The organism is Candidatus Deferrimicrobiaceae bacterium (assembly GCA_036504035.1).
Lineage (GTDB): Bacteria > Desulfobacterota > Deferrimicrobia > Deferrimicrobiales > Deferrimicrobiaceae > JANXPS01.
The window spans coordinates 107,076-122,628 of sequence record DASXVV010000008.1 but is presented as its reverse complement, the minus strand read 5'-3'; the positions used below and the strand labels follow the sequence as shown (position 1 = coordinate 122,628).

Below are 15,553 nucleotides of genomic sequence, written 5' to 3'. Positions count from 1 at the left end.
TGGGGTTTGCAGTTTGCGCCCCCCGTGTTACCGAAACGGGGGGTTCTATCAGCCAATTTGTGTCGTAGGACACAACGGTTACAGTTCTAATATTTAATTATGTATTGGGAGGATATGTGGACAATAATTTCTTGGATGAAGAAAGGCTTAAATTATGGGGGAGAATAGAATCGCTGGAATTAGAGTTAAAACAAAAAACCCCAGAGCTAGAGTCTGAACTGAAAAAATCTGTGGATGCCGCAAAGAATATATTGAATAGCCTTTCGTCTAGTTTGTCAGATGTTTCAGGCAAACAAGATGAGATAAATACAATATTCGACGAATCTGTTGCTGCCGCGGCCAATATCAAAGAGCTACAGGATAAGGTGGTTTCAGATGCCACTAATGCGACCGCGTCGATTGAGGAAGTTTCGCAGACTGTCGAAAAATTAAAATTGTGGCACGACAGTGCGTTGGATTATTTCGAGGAGATTCAGGGAGTATATTCTGACAATGCCAATGTTCTGGCAAAATTGAAAGAGTTTGATGCCCAATGCGAAAAGGCGAAGGCCCTTTCGAGCAACATAGAGTCATTGCATAAGAATGTAGAGGCAGCAGATGGGGAAATCGATGAAGTCTACTATAAAATATTTGGCTACGATGAGACTGACGACAAAACGAAGGAATCGAAACATATCGCTGGTCTTAAAGATGAACTGGATGATACATATAAAAAATTAAAAGCAGGATTTTCATCGCATATAACCATTACCTCTTCAGCGCTAGAAGAACTGTCTTTGAGAATGTCAAATTTCGAAAAAACCAAATCAGATGATGTACAAGTTTTGCTTAACAAATTCGTCAACGAATTTGAATTGGTTAGGGGTAAAATAGAAGCGTTGCTCCCAAAGGCATTAACCGCCGGATTGAGCCATGCATATTCTGATAAAAAAGAACAGGAAGTGAGGGAAGGGGCAAAGCATGAAATTGTATTTAGGTGGGCAATTCTAGGTATGAGTGTTGTCTCATTAATTCCAGTTACTGTGAGTATAGTATCGCTGTTACAGGAAGTGCCATTGGCAGAAGTGATATTGCGACTTCCTCGATTAGTACTGGCAATTGTTCCGTTATATATACCGGTTACATGGATAGCCTATTCATCAAATAGAAGGATAAATCTATCCAAACGCTTGGCTGAAGAGTATTCACATAAAGAGGCAATAAGTAAAACATACGAGGGACTATCTACTCAAATTGAAGGGCTGCCGGATGGTTCAGGGACCATTGATCTGAGGGAGAAATTGCTATATGCAATATTGGAAGTTAGCTCAGAAAATCCTGGCAAGTTGATATCAGATTACAATAAAGCTGACCATCCTATTATGGATGCTTTGGATAAAAGCATTAAACTAACAAATTCGGTCGAAAAACTATCAAGGATACCAGGCCTTGCAAAGTTGGCTTCCTCCTTGTCTGAGAAAGCGAACAAAATAATGCGAGAGGAAAACAGGAAGGCGGAAAAAAGTCTTGAAGCGAATGAGGAAGACGCATAGGCAGCCCGATAGGGATAAATATGCGGTTAAGATTTCCGCTTATTTATTCCCGCTGACCCAGAACCGCATGCTATAGAGCAACTATCACCTCCCAGTAGTGCCCTTCTTCGGCCGGTAAGGCGCACCACTTCGCGACAAGGACGGGCGATCCGGGGGTTTCCGGGTCGCCCGTTTTTATTTTCGCGGCATCGCGCCTCCCCTGATGCGCTATAATGCATTTGTATACATCTACCAGTTTCCATCGCACGCGCCCGCGCCGCCACGCAACGGGAGGGTCGGTGATGATCCTTCAACGGTTTCTGTCCTGCAGTGCCGTACTGATCGCCGCTCTGATCGCAGATGGTTGCAGTTCCCGGAATTTCATCGTGTACAAGGACGGAACCGCTTTTTACGTGACCAGCGACTGTGCGCGGCGGAAACAGGTCCTTTGCGATTCGGGGGACATCGGTCGCGTCCTGGGCGATTCGGGCCTGCCGGCCCCTCTACGGAATGCGCTTGGGGATCGCATGTGCGCCTCCGGCAATGAAAAGAAAGCGTTGTTGTCCGTCCTGGAGGGCATGACGGACGAGCAACATGCCGCCCTGAAGGATGCCTTCCGCAAGAACGGATACGAGATCAACAAGGTCGCGGACAGCTGAAGCGGCAACTGACGGCGCCCGTGGGGCGCCGACCCGCGGCTTCCACTCCCCCGCATTGCCCGGCTGTCGATCCGAGCCCCGCCTCAGAACCAGCGCACTCCCGCGCCCAGGGAGCCCGATTTCCCGATCGGGATGTCTCCGGAAGCGATAACCTCCGGCCCCGCCGCGCGCGCGCCGAAACCCAGATCCTTAGGGAAGTCGTCGACCCGGATCACCGCGTCTCGCAGCCGCGCCGCATGCGCCAGCAACTCCCCTTCCGACGCCGTGATCACCTTCGCGGCCACGGCGGCCTGCGTCAGCGCCTCGCCCTCCCCACGGATCGTGCCGGCCTTGCGGGCACCATGCAGCCGGGCCTCGATCGGCTCCGCCTCGATCGTCGCATCCAGCGCCGCCTCGAGCAGGCCGAGCGGCTCGTCCTCCCCCTTCGGCAGGAACATCCCGGCGGTCAGCCGGTCGCGCGCCGCCGAGGGTGCGATCAGCCGCTTCGACACCTCGTGCCCCAGCGCATCGGACGGCGGGGCGAAGTGGCGCCCCAGCGGGAAGATCACGAAATGCAGCAGCGTTCCGAACAAACGGCCCGGGTAGTTCGCACACACGAGGTGCAGCGCGTCCGCCGCGCGGAACAGCGCGTCCTGCACCGCCCAGTCGACGAGCGGGAGATCGTCTTTCTGCCGCCCCTCGTCCTCATATCGCTTGAGCGTGGCGGAGGCGAGATACAGCATCGAGAGCGCATCGCCCAGACGCGCGGAGATCCGCTCCCGGCGCTTGAGCGCACCGCCCAGCAGCAGCATCGAGACGTCGGCGAGCCAGGCGAAGGCGGCCGACAGGCGCGTGAGGTCGCGATAATACCGGGCCGTCTCCGTCGCCGCCCCCGCGGGTGTCGAAACGAGGCGCGACCCGGTCAGCGCCATCCCGAAGGCGCGCAGCTTGTTGACCGCCACGTGACGGATATGTCCGAAGAGCGCGGCGTCGAACGCCGCGACGTCGCCGCCGGATGCGGCCTGCATCTCCTTGAGCACGTACGGATGGCAGCGGATGGCGCCCTGCCCGAAGATAATGAGGTTCCGCGTCAGGATGTTCGCCCCCTCGACCGTGATCCCGATCGGGAGGTGCTGGTACGCCGTGCCCAGCAGGTTGTTCGGCCCCTGGCTGATCGCCTTCCCGCCCTGGATGTCCATGGCGTCGGTCACCACGGCGCGCTCGCGCTCGGTGAGGTGGTATTTGCAGATGGCGGAGACGAGCGACGGCTTCTCGCCGAGGGCAATGGCGCCGGTCGTCATGACCCGCGCCGCGTCCATCAGATAGAGGTTGCCGCCCATCCGCGCCAGCGGCTCCTCGATCCCCTCGAAGCGGCCGATCGGCGCCTTGAACTGGCGGCGAACCCGCGCGTAGGCGCCCGTCGCGCGCACGACGAGCTTGCCCATGCCGCAGGCGGTGGACGGCAGCGAGACCGCGCGCCCCGTGGCGAGGCACTCCATGAGCATCCGCCACCCGTGGCCCGCCATGGCGGGCCCGCCGATGATCTGCGTGAGCGGCAGGAACACGTCGCGCCCTCGGGTGGGGCCGTTCTGGAACGCCGCGCCGAGCGGCATGTGGCGGCGTCCGATCTCGACGCCGGGGGCGTCGGCCGGGACCAGCGCGCAGGTGATGCCGAGATCCTCCTTTTCCCCGAGCAGGTGATCCGGGTCGGACAGCCGGAAGGCAAGCCCGATCAGCGTAGCCACCGGACCGAGCGTGATATACCGCTTGTTCCAGGAAAGCCGCATCCCGAGCGTCTCGCGCCCCTCCCATGTTCCCAGGCAGACGACGCCCGAATCGGGGATCGAAGCGGCGTCCGAGCCGGCGGTGGGCCCCGTCAGCGCGAAGCACGGGATCTCGAGCCCCTGCGCGAGCCGCGGCAGGTAGTATTCCTTCTGGGCGTCGGTCCCGTAGTGGACCAGCAGCTCCGCTGGCCCGAGCGAGTTCGGCACCATGACCGTCACCGCGGCATCCCCGCACCGGGACGCCAGCTTCGTGATGACCTGCGCGTGCGCAAACGCCGAAAAACCCTTCCCACCATACTGCTTCGGGATGATCATCCCGAAGAAACCCTTCTCCTTGATGAACTGCCAGACGCGCGGAGGCAGGTCGTGGTACTTTTGCCCGATCTCCCAGTCGCTGGACATCGCGCAAAGCGCCTCGGTCTCGTCCTCGAGAAACGCCTGCTCCTCGGGCGTCAGCCGGGGCGGCGGCGTCTCGAGCAGCCGGCGCCAGTCGGGCTTCCCGGAGAACAGCTCCGCATCCCACCAGACGGTGCCCGCGTCGATCGCCTCCTTCTCGGTCTGCGACATCGGCGGAAGCCTGCGACGATAGAGCGCCATGAGCGCGGGGCCGAACAGGCGGCGGCGCCAGGGTGCGACGCCCAACACGACAGCGGCGAGCACGACGAGCAACAGCAGGATCCAACCGGTCATGGACATCTCCTCTCCCGCGATATGGGTTTTCCATCCGCATTCCTCTCCTTGGATGCCGGGCTTGCGGCCGGGCTTCCCGCCGGGATCATGTTATAGATGGAACAGTTCGAAGGAGGTGCGCGTGGTCCATCAAATCGACGACCTGCTCCAGGCCGCCAAGGCGCTCGAGGAAGAGATCGAGAAGGATTTCAGGAATCGGCGGGTGGAGTTTCTCCAGTCGATCGAGGCCAAACGGCTCCAGATCGCCGAGGAGATGCTGACGCAGGGCCGGCGGCTTCGGGCGGGTCTTCCCGGATACCTGATCAGCTCCCGGCCGCTCGTCGCCCTGACGGCGCCCTTGATCTATGCCGGCCTCGTGCCGATGGTGATGCTCGACCTGTTCACGATGATCTACCAGGCGGTCTGCTTCCCGATCTACGGGATCCCCAAGGTGCGGCGGCGGGATTACTGGGTTTTCGACCGGGAGGAATTGCCCTACCTGAACGTGCTCGAGAAGCTGCACTGCGGCTACTGTTCCTATGCGAACGGGCTGTCGGCTTTTTTCCGGGAGGTCACGGGGCGCACGGAGCAGTACTGGTGCCCGATCAAGCACGCGCGCCGGATCCGCGATGCGCACGGCCGCTATCCCCGCTTCTTCGAATACGGCGACGTCGAGGCCTACCGGAAGGGACTGGAGCGGATCCGGAAGGAATACGCCCGGGTGGAAAAGCAGTAGCCCGGAGGGGGCGCACCAAAAGAAAACGGCGCGGAGGAAATGATTCCCTCCGCGCCGGTCGGGTGGTTGGTTGATTGACGCCGGTTACTTCGCGGGGGTCTCGGGCATCGCAGCCGGTGCGGTCTGGGCCGCTGCCTTCTTGGCCGCCTTCTTGGCGTGCTTGCGGACGTGCTTCTTCGCGGGCTTGGCGGCCTTCTTGACGGCCGGAGCGGCCTGGTCGGCCGGGGCCGTGGCAGGAGCGGGCTCGGCGGCGATGGAAAGACCGGCGACGGACAGCGAGATCATGGCGGCGAGGAGCGAAGTGGTAAGCTTTTTCATGGGACACCTCCTGGGGTGTTGGGTTGTCTAACTTCTGTCCAATACCATTCCAAGAAGAGTGCCAAGGGCTTACATAACAACAACACACTGATTTTATTGGTTTTTAGTCCGATGGTTCGCCAACAGGCAATTCCCTAAAAGAGGAATCGGCTCCCGAATTGAGCAATCCGCGGGCGATCAGCCCGCCGCCGGCCCCTCGAACTTGTACCCGACGCCGTAGACCGAGTGGACCCACTCCCCCGCGACGCCCGCCTCCGCGATCTTGCGGCGCAGCTTCTTCACATGGCTGTCGATCGTGCGGTCGCTGACGATGCGCTGGTCCGGATAGATCCGGTCCATCAGCTGCCCGCGCGAATAGATGCGGCCCGGGCTCGCCGCCAGGATATGGAGCAGCTGGAACTCGACGGCGGTCAGGTCGAGCGCGTGGCCGTCGAGCGTCGCACGACACCGGTCGACGTCGAGCTGGAGCGGCTCGCCGCCCGGGGGAATCGACTGTCCGGCCGTGCGCCGAAGCACCGCCTTCACGCGCGCCACGACCTCGCGCGGGCTGTACGGCTTGCAGACGTAGTCGTCGGCCCCCAGCTCGAGCCCGAGCAGCCGGTCGATCTCCTCGATGCGCGCGGTCACCATGACGATCGGCACCGCGGAGAAGGCGCGGATCTCTTTCGTGATTTCCATGCCGTCCTTGCCGGGCAGCATCAGGTCGAGCAGCACGAGGTCCGGGGCGTGGTCCCGGACCCACGGGACGACGTCCCGGCCGTCGGCGAGCGTGTGCGCCTCGTACCCCGCCTGCGCCAGGTAGTCTCGAAGCAAATCGGCCAGCCGCATCTCGTCTTCGACGACCAGGATCTTTCGGCCTGTGTCCACCCTATCCCTCCGCCGGCAATTCGACCGTCACGGACAGCCCGCCCAACACCGATGGACCCGCGGTGATCCGGCCGCCGTGCGCCAGGACGATGTTGCGGCAGATCGACAGCCCGAGTCCCGCCCCCCCCGTCTCGCGGCTCCGGGAACCCTCCACCCGGTAGAGGCGATCGAACAGCCTGGGGATGGCGTCGGCCGGCACGCCCGGCGCCGAATCGCCGAAGACGATGACGGCCATCCCGTCCTTTTGCGCGAGAGCCACCTTCAGACTCCCCCCCGCGTTGGTGTATTTCAGGGAATTCTCGAGCAGGTTCGAGAAGAGCTGGTGCAGCCGCTCGGGATCGACGAACGCAGGACAGGCCGCGCCGACCCGGAAATCGGCTACGAGCGCGATTCCCTTTTCCTCGAAATCGGCCCGGAACGATTCAATCGCCGCGGCAAGCAATCCGGACAGATCGGTTTCCCGCTTGCGATACGTCAACGCCCCGATGTCGGACAGCGACAGCTCGTAGAGGTCGTCCACCAGCCGGCCAAGACGCATCACCTCGCCGTGGAGCATGGCGACGGCCTGCGTCGTGAGGGGACGCACGCCGTCCTGCAGCGCTTCGATCTCGCCGCGCAGCACCGACAGCGGCGTTCGCAGCTCGTGCGAGATGTCGGCGACCCACTGTCGTCGCGCCGCCTCGTTGCTTTCGAGCGTCAGCGCCAGCGCGTTGAAGTCGCGCGCAAGCCTCCCCAGTTCGTCGGTGGCGGTTTCGGGAACGCGTGCGCGGTAATCGCCGGACGCGAGACGGTGCGTCCCCTCCGCCAGCGTATCGATCCGTCCGCCCATCTGGCGGGCCAGCGGGATCGAGAGCAACCCGGCGAGGCAGACGATGGCCAGCGCGATCAGGGCGGAGGCGTGCCGCTGCTCCTCGGCGAAACGGGTCTGGTGGGCATCGGAGAGGATCCGGGGCGGCAGGAGTCCGAGCTGCCCCACAACCGCCCCCCCCGCGGCCAGCGGTCTAAGCGCCATCTTTCCCGCGGAGGCGTCCGGCCCCGCGATCCGTTTCCCTGCGGCGTCGAGCAGCACCACGCGCCCGGCAAAGGGGGAGACTTTCGGCGGGCTGGGCCGCGGCGGATCGCCGGTGCGCTGAGGCTCCCGCTCCTCGTGGCGGTCGGGATCGAACTCGGAGATCAGCCCGGGCCACGCGGCCGGGTCGTCCGCGACGAAGCGCCACGAGCCGCCCGACGCATATCCGGTTTCCAGCTTCTGCGCGAGCGCCGAGAGGCGAGCCAGCTCGAGGCGGTTGATGAAATTCAGAAAGCCCCGGTCGAAGCTCCAGCGCATCACGAGGAACATGCAGGCCGCCACCGCGACTGCGGTGGAGAGAAGCGTCAGGAACAATTTGGTCCGGATGCGCAGCGTCATGATTCCGGAATAGCACAGGAGCATCGGGAAAAACCAGTCCAACGGCGTCCCGTCCGCGGATTTCCTCATTTCCTCCACATTTCGTCCACATTCGGTTGTCATCCTGATCTCGTCGATGCGGCAAGAACGATCCCGAAAGGAATCTCGAGATGGACGAAATCGAAAAGACGGATAAAGACGACATCCGGGAAACGCTGGGGGCCGGAAACGGTAAAGCCGGAAAACGGCGCTGGCGCAGCGGGCTTTCCTGGCTGCTCGTGCTTGCGCTGGTGATCGCGGCCGCCCTGCTCTCCGGCGCGAAGAAGACCGAGACGATCCGCTACACGACGGCCGACGCCGAAAAGGGGCCGCTCACCGTCACCGTCTCCGCGACCGGCAACCTGAAACCCGTCAATTCGATCGATATCGGCACCGAGGTGTCCGGAACCGTCAAGGCGGTCGAGGCGGACTACAACGATCGGATCAGGGCGGGGCAGGTGCTGGTGCGGCTGGACACCGAGAAACTCGATGCGGAGATTCTAAAGTCGCGCGCGGCGCTCGCATCGGCGCAGGCGAAGCTGCTCCAGACGCAGACGACCACCTCCGAAAGCGACAAGTCGCTCAAGCGGCTCCAGCATGCCGCAGGGCTGAGCGGCGGGAAGGCGGTCTCGAAACAGGACCTCGATGCGGCGGAAGCGACGCATGCGCGGGCGCTTGCCGACGAGGCGGCCGCCCGGGCGCAGGTCGCGGAAGCGGAGGCCAATCTGTCGGCGGACCGGACGAATCTGTCGAAGGCCACCATCCGGGCCCCGATCAGCGGGATCATCCTGACGCGGTCGATCGAGCCGGGGCAGACCGTGGCGGCGTCGCTGTCCTCCCCCGTCCTGCTGACGATGGCCGAAAAGCTGTCGCAGATGGAGCTGCACGTCTCGGTCGACGAGGCCGATGTCGGCAAGATCAGGAAGGGGCAGAGCGCGAGATTCACAGTCGACGCCTGGCCCGACCGCACCTTCCCCGGGCGGATCACCGCGGTCCACCTCGCCTCCACGACCACCAACGGCGTGGTCACGTACGAGACCGTGATCGCCGTCTCGAACCCAGACCTCGCGCTGCGGCCGGGGATGACCGCGACCGCCGACATTACGGTCCAACAGGTCGGCAACGCGCTGCTCGTTCCCAACGCGGCGCTCCGCTTCACGCCGCCCGAGCCGGGAACGGCGGCGAAAAAAAGCGAGGGATTGCTGGGAAGCCTGATGCCCCATCCGCCCGCCTCCTCACCCAGGAAAACCGTCGAAGCGAATAACGTCGACCACAACCGGAAGGTCTGGCTGCTGAAGGACGGCGTCCCAACGCCCATCGCCGTCACGACCGGCCTCACCGACGGGAAGATGACCGAGATCCTCTCCGGCGAGGTGAAGCCGGGGATGGCGCTGATCGTCGACAGCGCGAGCGTCGCAAAATGAGCCTGATCGAATTGCGAGGGGTCGAAAAGGTTTACGGGCGGGGGCAGGCCGAAGTCGCTGCGCTCAGGAAGATCGATCTCCGCATCGACGCGGGCGAATTCGTCGCCGTCATGGGCCCGAGCGGTTCCGGCAAGTCGACCTGCATGAACATCCTCGGTTGCCTCGACGTGCCGACCGGCGGCGCCTACTTTTTCAAGGGCGTCGAGGTGAACCGGCTGGAACGAAACCAGCGCGCACTGCTGCGGCGCCACTACCTGGGATTCGTCTTCCAGGGCTTCAACCTTCTCAACCGCACCTCGGCGCTCGAGAACGTGGAGCTGCCGCTGCTCTATCGCGGCATCCCGGCAGGCGATCGGCGGACACGGGCGCGGAAGGCGCTGGCCGACGTGGGGCTGGAAGGCAGGGAACATCACACGCCGGGCGAGCTCTCCGGCGGGCAGCAGCAACGCGTCGCCATCGCGCGGGCGATCGTGACGGAGCCGGAGGTGCTGCTGGCGGACGAGCCGACGGGCAACCTCGACTCGGCCCGAAGCGTCGAGATCATGGAACTGCTTTGCAATCTGAACCGGACGATGGGAATCACCGTGCTGATGGTCACGCACGAGCCGGACATGGCGGCTTATTCGAAGCGGATCGTCCACTTCAAGGACGGGCGGGTCGAAATCGATACGCGCAACGGGAAAGAGGAGGCGGCCCGATGATCTGGAACGCACTGCTTCTGGCCATTCGGGAAGTGCGGCGGAACGTCCTGCGCTCCTTCCTGACCATTCTGGGCATCGTGATCGGCGTGGCCGCCGTCATCGTCATGGTGACGCTGGGCGGCGGCGCCACGGCCAAGGTGACGGAAGAGATCTCGAGCCTGGGCAGCAACATGCTGATGGTGATGCCCGGTCAGTTCCGGGGGCCGGGCGGCGCGACTGCCTCCGTGCAGCCGTTCAAGGAGGCCGACGCCGAAGCCGTTTCGCGTGAGATCTCTTCCGTCGCCGCCGCCGCGCCGGTCGCGACGACGAGTATGAACGCGGTCAGCGGAAACCGGAACCGGTCCACATCGGTCACCGGCAGCAACGGCAGCTTCCTGCGGGTCCGCAACTGGTCGCTCGACGCGGGACGCCCGTTCACCGACAGCGAGCTTCGGGCGGGCAAGGCCGTCTGCCTCGTGGGCAGCACGGTGCGCAAGGAGCTGTTCGGCGGGCAGGACCCGGTCGGGGCGACGATCCGGCTCCAGAAATTCTCGGTCCAGGTCGTCGGCACCCTGAAGTCGAAGGGGCAGGCCGCGATGGGTCAGGACCAGGACGACGTCATCGTGATCCCGCTTCATACGTTCCAGCGCCGGATCTCGGGCAAGCAGGACGTCCCGCTCATCCAGGTCTCGGCCCGGGACGGCGCCTCGACGACCAAGGCGAAGCAGGACCTCGAGACGCTGATGCGGGAACGGCGCCACCTGGCACCATCGGCCGAGAACGACTTCAGCGTGATGGACATGAAGGAGCTGGCGACCGCCATGTCCGGCACGACGAAGGTGCTGACCTCACTCCTGAGCGCCGTCGCGACCGTCAGCCTGCTGGTCGGCGGGATCGGCATCATGAACATCATGCTGGTGTCCGTGACCGAGCGGACGCGGGAGATCGGCATCCGGCTGGCGATCGGAGCGCTCGAGCGCGAAGTATTGCTCCAGTTCCTCGTCGAGGCGGTGACGCTGTCCTCGCTGGGCGGGGTGATCGGCATCGCGATCGCGCTCGCAAGTTGCTACGGGCTGGCCGGCGTGCTGCAGGTGCCGTTCCTCTTTAACCCGTCGATCGTGGTCGTCGCCCTGCTCTTTTCGGCGGCGGTCGGCGTGATCTTCGGCTACTTCCCGGCGCGGAAAGCCGCGCAGCTCGATCCCATCGAAGCGCTGAGGCACGAATAGATGAAAACGACCCGGGTCATCGCAACTCTGCTGCTGGGACTTTCGCTCGCCGGATGCGCGACCGTCGGCCCGAACTTCCGGAAGCCGGAAGTCGTCACGCCTGTGCAATGGCACGGGTCGCCGCCGGCCGGCGTTTCGCCGGAAGCGGCGGACCCGAAGGTTCTCGCCCGCTGGTGGAAGACGCTGGACGATCCGCTGCTCGACCGCCTGGTCGAACGCGGGCTCGATAATGCCCTGACGCTCAAGACGGCCCGGGCGCAGGTTCGGGAAGCACGCGCGAAACGACAAGGCAGCGTTGCGGGGCTCTCCCCCACGCTCGACGCATCCGCGTCTGCCACGCGGAACGCGACGCACGCCAAGGGAATCGGCTGGAACAGCACCGGCCTGTTCAGCGGTGGATTCGACGCCCGCTGGGAGATCGACCTGTTCGGCGGGACCCGGCGCGCCATCGAGGCGGCCGACGCCGACCTCGCGGCCGGCGGAGAGAACCTCAACGACGTCCGGGTAACGCTGCTCGCCGAGATCGCCTCGACGTACGTGCAGCTCCGCGTCGACCAGGCGCGCCTGACGTCCGCCGAAGACACGCTCAAGATGCAGGAGGAAACGCTGGGGCTCGTGCAGTCGCGCGTCGAGGCGGGGCTGACCGACGAGCTGGCGCTCGAGCAGGCGCGCACCAACCTGGAAAGCAGCCGGTCGCAGATCCCGTCGCTCCGGTCCGGGATCGAGACGGCGATGAACGCCCTCGCGGTGCTGACCGGGGAGAACCCGGGCACCCTCCATAAAACGCTCAGGGAGAGCGGCCCCGTTCCCGCCGTGCCGCTGACGGTGGCGCTCGGCGTTCCGGCCGACCTGCTGCGCCGGAGGCCCGATATCCGGAAAGCGGAAGCCGATCTGGCAGCCCAGACCGCGCGGGTCGGCGTGGCGACGGCCGACTTGTATCCCAAGTTCGCACTGAGCGGAGCGATATCCTTTTCGGGCGTTTCGCTGCTTTCCCCTGCGTTGGCCTCCGCCGGCGCGGGTCCCGGCGTCTCGTGGGCGCTGTTCGACGGGGGGGCGGTCCGGAGCAACATCGCGGCGCAGGACGCCCGGCTGGAGCAGGCGCTGATCGCCTGGCGCGCGACCGTGCTGGACGCCTTGAAGGAAGTGCAGGATGCGATGTCGGATTATTCGGAGGAAAAGGCGCGCCGCGACGCTCTCGGGCGGTCCGTCTCCGCTGCTGAAAAGGCGGCGCAGCTCGCCCAGGACAAGTACGCGGCGGGGATGACCGATTTCACGACGGTGCTGGATTCCGAGCGGTCGCTCCTCGCCCTTCGCGACCAGCGCGTGCAGAGCGAGGGGACGATCACAACCGATCTCGTCCGACTCTACAAGGCGCTGGGCGGCGGATGGGAGTGAGAACCCCTATTTCGTGGTTTCGGCGATGTGGGACGCCCCTGTCCGTGGCGCGATGGCGCCTCCGCAGGTGAAGCCCGATCCCGCGGTGCAGGCGAAGCAGTGGTCGCCGACCCGGATCGGCGTCCCCGGCGGGGGAAGCTCGGTCAACTCGGAGATGTGCGTCCGGCGCGCCCCGTGCGGCAATCCCGCCGCGAGATTGAAATCGCAGTCCCACAGCCGCCCTTCCCAGTCCACCGAAAGCTGCGTGCGGCACATGAGCCCCGGGATCGTCGCCGGGTTGAACCGTTCCGCCAGCAGCCGCAGGTAGGCCTCCGAGTTGCCGGAGGTTTCGAGCCAGCGCCGGTAGCGCCCCATGGGAACGTTCGCGAAGGTAAACAGCCGGTCGAACGTGATCCCGTGCTTCCCCGCCAGCTCCTGCCGAAAGCGCCTTTCCGTCTCGGCCTGTCCGGCAGGGAGATAAGCCCCGGGCGGGTTCGCGACCAGGTCGAGCTCGAGTCCGCTTCCCGCCCTCCCGTATCCCGCTTCGTTGAGCCGCCGGAGCATGGCGAGGCACTTGCCCCAGACGCCGTTGCCCCGCTGCGCCTCGGTCTGCCCCGCATTCGTCGCCGGGAGGGAAGCCGTAACGACGGCGCCCACCTTCCGGTAGAGGGCGAGGAGCCCGTCATCCGCAAGATCGTGCAGGCCGACCAGGTTGGTGCGGACGATCAGCCGCGGCGTCAAGGGCGCCAGCGCCGAGACGAGATACGCGATGTCCGGGACCATCTCGAGCGACCCGCCGGTCAAATCGATCACCCGGAAGGGAAACCGCCGCGCGGCCGCGATGACCGCATCCATCGTGTCCCGGTGCATCACTTCGGCCCGGCCGGGACCGGCCTCCAGATGGCAGTGGCGGCAGGACAGGTTGCAGAGGAAGCCGGTGTTGACCTGCAGCGCCGTGGTCTCGCCGCGCGCCAAGACCAGACTCTGCCCTTCGAGGGCGTTGCGGAATGCGGCTCCGGCCATCGCGCTACAGGGAAATCTTTTCGGCGATCTTGCGCATCTGGATCCCGTGCGCCAGCGAGGCGCCGCCGCGGATGGCATTGGTCACATGGACCGCTTCCGTCATCTCCGCGAGGTTGGAGCCCTTTTCCAGGCAGGCGCGTGTGTAGGCGTCAATGCAATAGGGGCATTGCACCGCGTGGGCCACCGCGAGGGCGATCAGCGCCTTTTCCCGTTCGGTCAATGCGCCTTCCGCGAACACGGCGCCGTAATAGTCGAAGAACTTTTTCGACAGCTCGGGGGCGTCCTTCCCGATCTCCGCGAATTTCGCCAGGTCGGCCGGATCGTAATAGGTCTCCATGTTTGATCCTCCCGCATCCATGTTAACCCGTTCGCCACCCGAACCATGCGGAGAACAGGCGCTTCACGAACGGGGTCAGCCGGTTTCGGGCGTAGGCGTCGGCCAGCTTCCGGACCGCCTCGGCCTGCGTGGGATACGGATGGATCGTCTTGCCGATGGCGGACAGCCCGAGCCCGTTCGTCATGGCCAGCGATATCTCGCCGATCATCTCGCCGGCGTGGGCGGCGACAAGCGTGGCGCCCAGGATCCGGTCGGTCCCCTTTATCAGGTGAATTCGGGCGAAGCCTTCGGCCTCTCCGTCTAGGACGGCGCGGTCCACCTCGGACAGCGGCACGGTCAGCGTGGTCACCTGCGATTCCTTTTCCTGCGCGTCGCGCGCGATCATCCCGACGTGGGCGATCTCGGGATCGGTGTAGGTGCACCAGGGGATCGTCAGGGCGGAGGCTTTCCGGCGGCCGAAAAAAAGGGCGTTCGCGATGAGGATCCGCGCCTGGGCATCGGCGGCGTGGGTGAACCTGTAACGGGAGCAGATGTCGCCGGCGGCGAAGATGCCGGGGTTCGTCGTTCGGAGCCGGTCGTCGACCTTCACGCCGACGCCGGGCTCGAAGTCGACGCCGGCGGCCTCGAGGCCAAGCCCTTCGACGTTGGGGAGGCGCCCGGTCCCGACCAGGATCGCGTCGACCCGCACTTCCTGCATCTCCCCCGCCGTCCTGATCGCGGCGATGATCTCGTTTCCGTCCCGACGGACGCTTTCCGTCGTGGCGCCCAGGCAGACCGTGATCCCTTCGCGGACGAAGACATCGTGCAGGAGGCGCGTCGCGTCGAGGTCTTCCCGCGGCAACAGACCGGACCCGCGCGTCACGAGCGTCACCCGGCTCCCGAAGCGCGCGAACGCCTGCGCCATCTCGCAACCGACGGGACCGGCGCCGATCACCAGGAGGCGCGGCGGAAGCGCGGTCAGGGAAAAGACCGTTTCGTTGGTCAGGCATCCCGCCTCGGCGAGCCCCGGCACGGGAGGCAATGAGGCGCGTGCGCCGGTGCAGATCGCCGCTTTCCGGAAGCGGAGCCGCCTCCCGTTAACCGAAAGGCTGTCCCGCCCGGTGAAGCGGCCCTCCCCGATGAAGACGTCGACCCCGAGCGTATCCCGGAACCGCGCCGCGGAATCGTGCGCGCCGATCCCGGCCCGCAGCCGACGCATCCGCTCCATCGCCCGAGGGAAATCGAAGACGAGCCATTCGCCGCCCGCGACGCCGAATTCCGAAGCGTTCCGCGCGTCGTGGACCGCTCTTGCCGCCCGAAGGATCCCCTTGGAGGGGACGCACCCGAAATTGAGGCAGTCGCCGCCCATCAGGTTTCGTTCGACCAGCGCGACCCTCGCCCCGAGGCTCGCCGCGCCCGCAGCCGTCACAAGCCCGGCGGTGCCGGCCCCGACGACCACGAGATCGTACCGCCACGCCGGTTCGGGATCCGGCCAGCCGGGCGGCCGGACGTGCCCCTGGAGTGCCTGGTCGTACCGGTCGCCGGGCAGGTGCGCCATGCC

General features: G+C 64.6%; 14 protein-coding genes. 7 read left to right on the top strand and 7 right to left on the bottom strand.

Annotated features, from left to right (window positions below; all coding sequences use genetic code 11):
* The first annotated feature begins 116 nt into the window (after window positions 1-116).
* A complete protein-coding gene (locus VGK27_05230; protein ID HEY3489510.1) occupies window positions 117-1,532 on the top strand; it encodes a hypothetical protein in 1,416 nt (471 codons plus the stop codon).
* A gap of 281 nt (window positions 1,533-1,813) precedes the next feature.
* A complete protein-coding gene (locus VGK27_05225; protein HEY3489509.1) occupies window positions 1,814-2,170 on the top strand; it encodes a hypothetical protein in 357 nt (118 codons plus the stop codon).
* A gap of 83 nt (window positions 2,171-2,253) precedes the next feature.
* Here VGK27_05225 and VGK27_05220 read toward each other — a convergent pair whose 3' ends face one another.
* Complete coding sequence (locus tag VGK27_05220; GenBank protein HEY3489508.1) at window positions 2,254-4,623, bottom strand: acyl-CoA dehydrogenase; 2,370 nt, start codon at window positions 4,621-4,623, stop codon at window positions 2,254-2,256.
* 121 nt (window positions 4,624-4,744) lie between these two features.
* Between VGK27_05220 and VGK27_05215 the strand changes: the two genes are divergently transcribed.
* Window positions 4,745-5,338, top strand: coding sequence for a hypothetical protein (locus tag VGK27_05215; GenBank protein ID HEY3489507.1), 594 nt, complete (start codon window positions 4,745-4,747; stop codon window positions 5,336-5,338).
* 84 nt (window positions 5,339-5,422) lie between these two features.
* Here VGK27_05215 and VGK27_05210 read toward each other — a convergent pair whose 3' ends face one another.
* The 3 genes from VGK27_05210 to VGK27_05200 form a co-directional block, all read right to left on the bottom strand.
* The gene (locus VGK27_05210) at window positions 5,423-5,656 is read right to left on the bottom strand and encodes a hypothetical protein (GenBank protein HEY3489506.1); all 234 of its coding nucleotides are present in this window, start codon (window positions 5,654-5,656) and stop codon (window positions 5,423-5,425) included.
* 177 nt (window positions 5,657-5,833) lie between these two features.
* Window positions 5,834-6,523 (bottom strand): response regulator, encoded by a 690-nt coding sequence (locus tag VGK27_05205; protein HEY3489505.1) that lies wholly within the window; start codon window positions 6,521-6,523, stop codon window positions 5,834-5,836.
* 1 nt (window position 6,524) lies between these two features.
* The gene (locus VGK27_05200) at window positions 6,525-8,000 is read right to left on the bottom strand and encodes an ATP-binding protein (GenBank protein ID HEY3489504.1); all 1,476 of its coding nucleotides are present in this window, start codon (window positions 7,998-8,000) and stop codon (window positions 6,525-6,527) included.
* A gap of 80 nt (window positions 8,001-8,080) precedes the next feature.
* Between VGK27_05200 and VGK27_05195 the strand changes: the two genes are divergently transcribed.
* Genes VGK27_05195 through VGK27_05180 form a run of 4 tightly spaced genes read left to right on the top strand, consistent with a single transcriptional unit; the run spans window position 8,081 to window position 12,674 of the window.
* Window positions 8,081-9,373, top strand: coding sequence for an efflux RND transporter periplasmic adaptor subunit (locus VGK27_05195; protein ID HEY3489503.1), 1,293 nt, complete (start codon window positions 8,081-8,083; stop codon window positions 9,371-9,373).
* Window positions 9,370-10,074: an ABC transporter ATP-binding protein gene (locus VGK27_05190; protein ID HEY3489502.1), complete on the top strand. Its 705-nt coding sequence runs from the start codon at window positions 9,370-9,372 to the stop codon at window positions 10,072-10,074. The genes VGK27_05195 and VGK27_05190 overlap by 4 nt, the downstream gene beginning before the upstream one ends.
* On the top strand, window positions 10,071-11,279 hold the full coding sequence (locus VGK27_05185) for an ABC transporter permease (GenBank protein HEY3489501.1): 1,209 nt from the start codon (window positions 10,071-10,073) through the stop codon (window positions 11,277-11,279). Before VGK27_05190 ends, VGK27_05185 begins: the two co-directional genes overlap by 4 nt.
* Window positions 11,280-12,674, top strand: a complete 1,395-nt coding sequence (locus VGK27_05180; protein HEY3489500.1) for an efflux transporter outer membrane subunit — start codon at window positions 11,280-11,282, stop codon at window positions 12,672-12,674.
* Window positions 12,675-12,680: 6 nt separating this feature from the next.
* On the opposite strand, the gene arsS is transcribed toward VGK27_05180, so the two are convergent.
* Genes arsS through VGK27_05165 form a run of 3 tightly spaced genes read right to left on the bottom strand, consistent with a single transcriptional unit; the run spans window position 12,681 to window position 15,550 of the window.
* Window positions 12,681-13,676, bottom strand: coding sequence for an arsenosugar biosynthesis radical SAM (seleno)protein ArsS (arsS, locus tag VGK27_05175; GenBank protein HEY3489499.1), 996 nt, complete (start codon window positions 13,674-13,676; stop codon window positions 12,681-12,683).
* A 4-nt stretch (window positions 13,677-13,680) separates the two neighbouring features.
* Window positions 13,681-14,013, bottom strand: a complete 333-nt coding sequence (locus VGK27_05170) for an arsenosugar biosynthesis-associated peroxidase-like protein (GenBank protein ID HEY3489498.1) — start codon at window positions 14,011-14,013, stop codon at window positions 13,681-13,683.
* Window positions 14,014-14,035: 22 nt separating this feature from the next.
* Window positions 14,036-15,550, bottom strand: a complete 1,515-nt coding sequence (locus VGK27_05165; protein ID HEY3489497.1) for a mercuric reductase — start codon at window positions 15,548-15,550, stop codon at window positions 14,036-14,038.
* Between the last annotated feature and the right edge of the window lie 3 nt (window positions 15,551-15,553).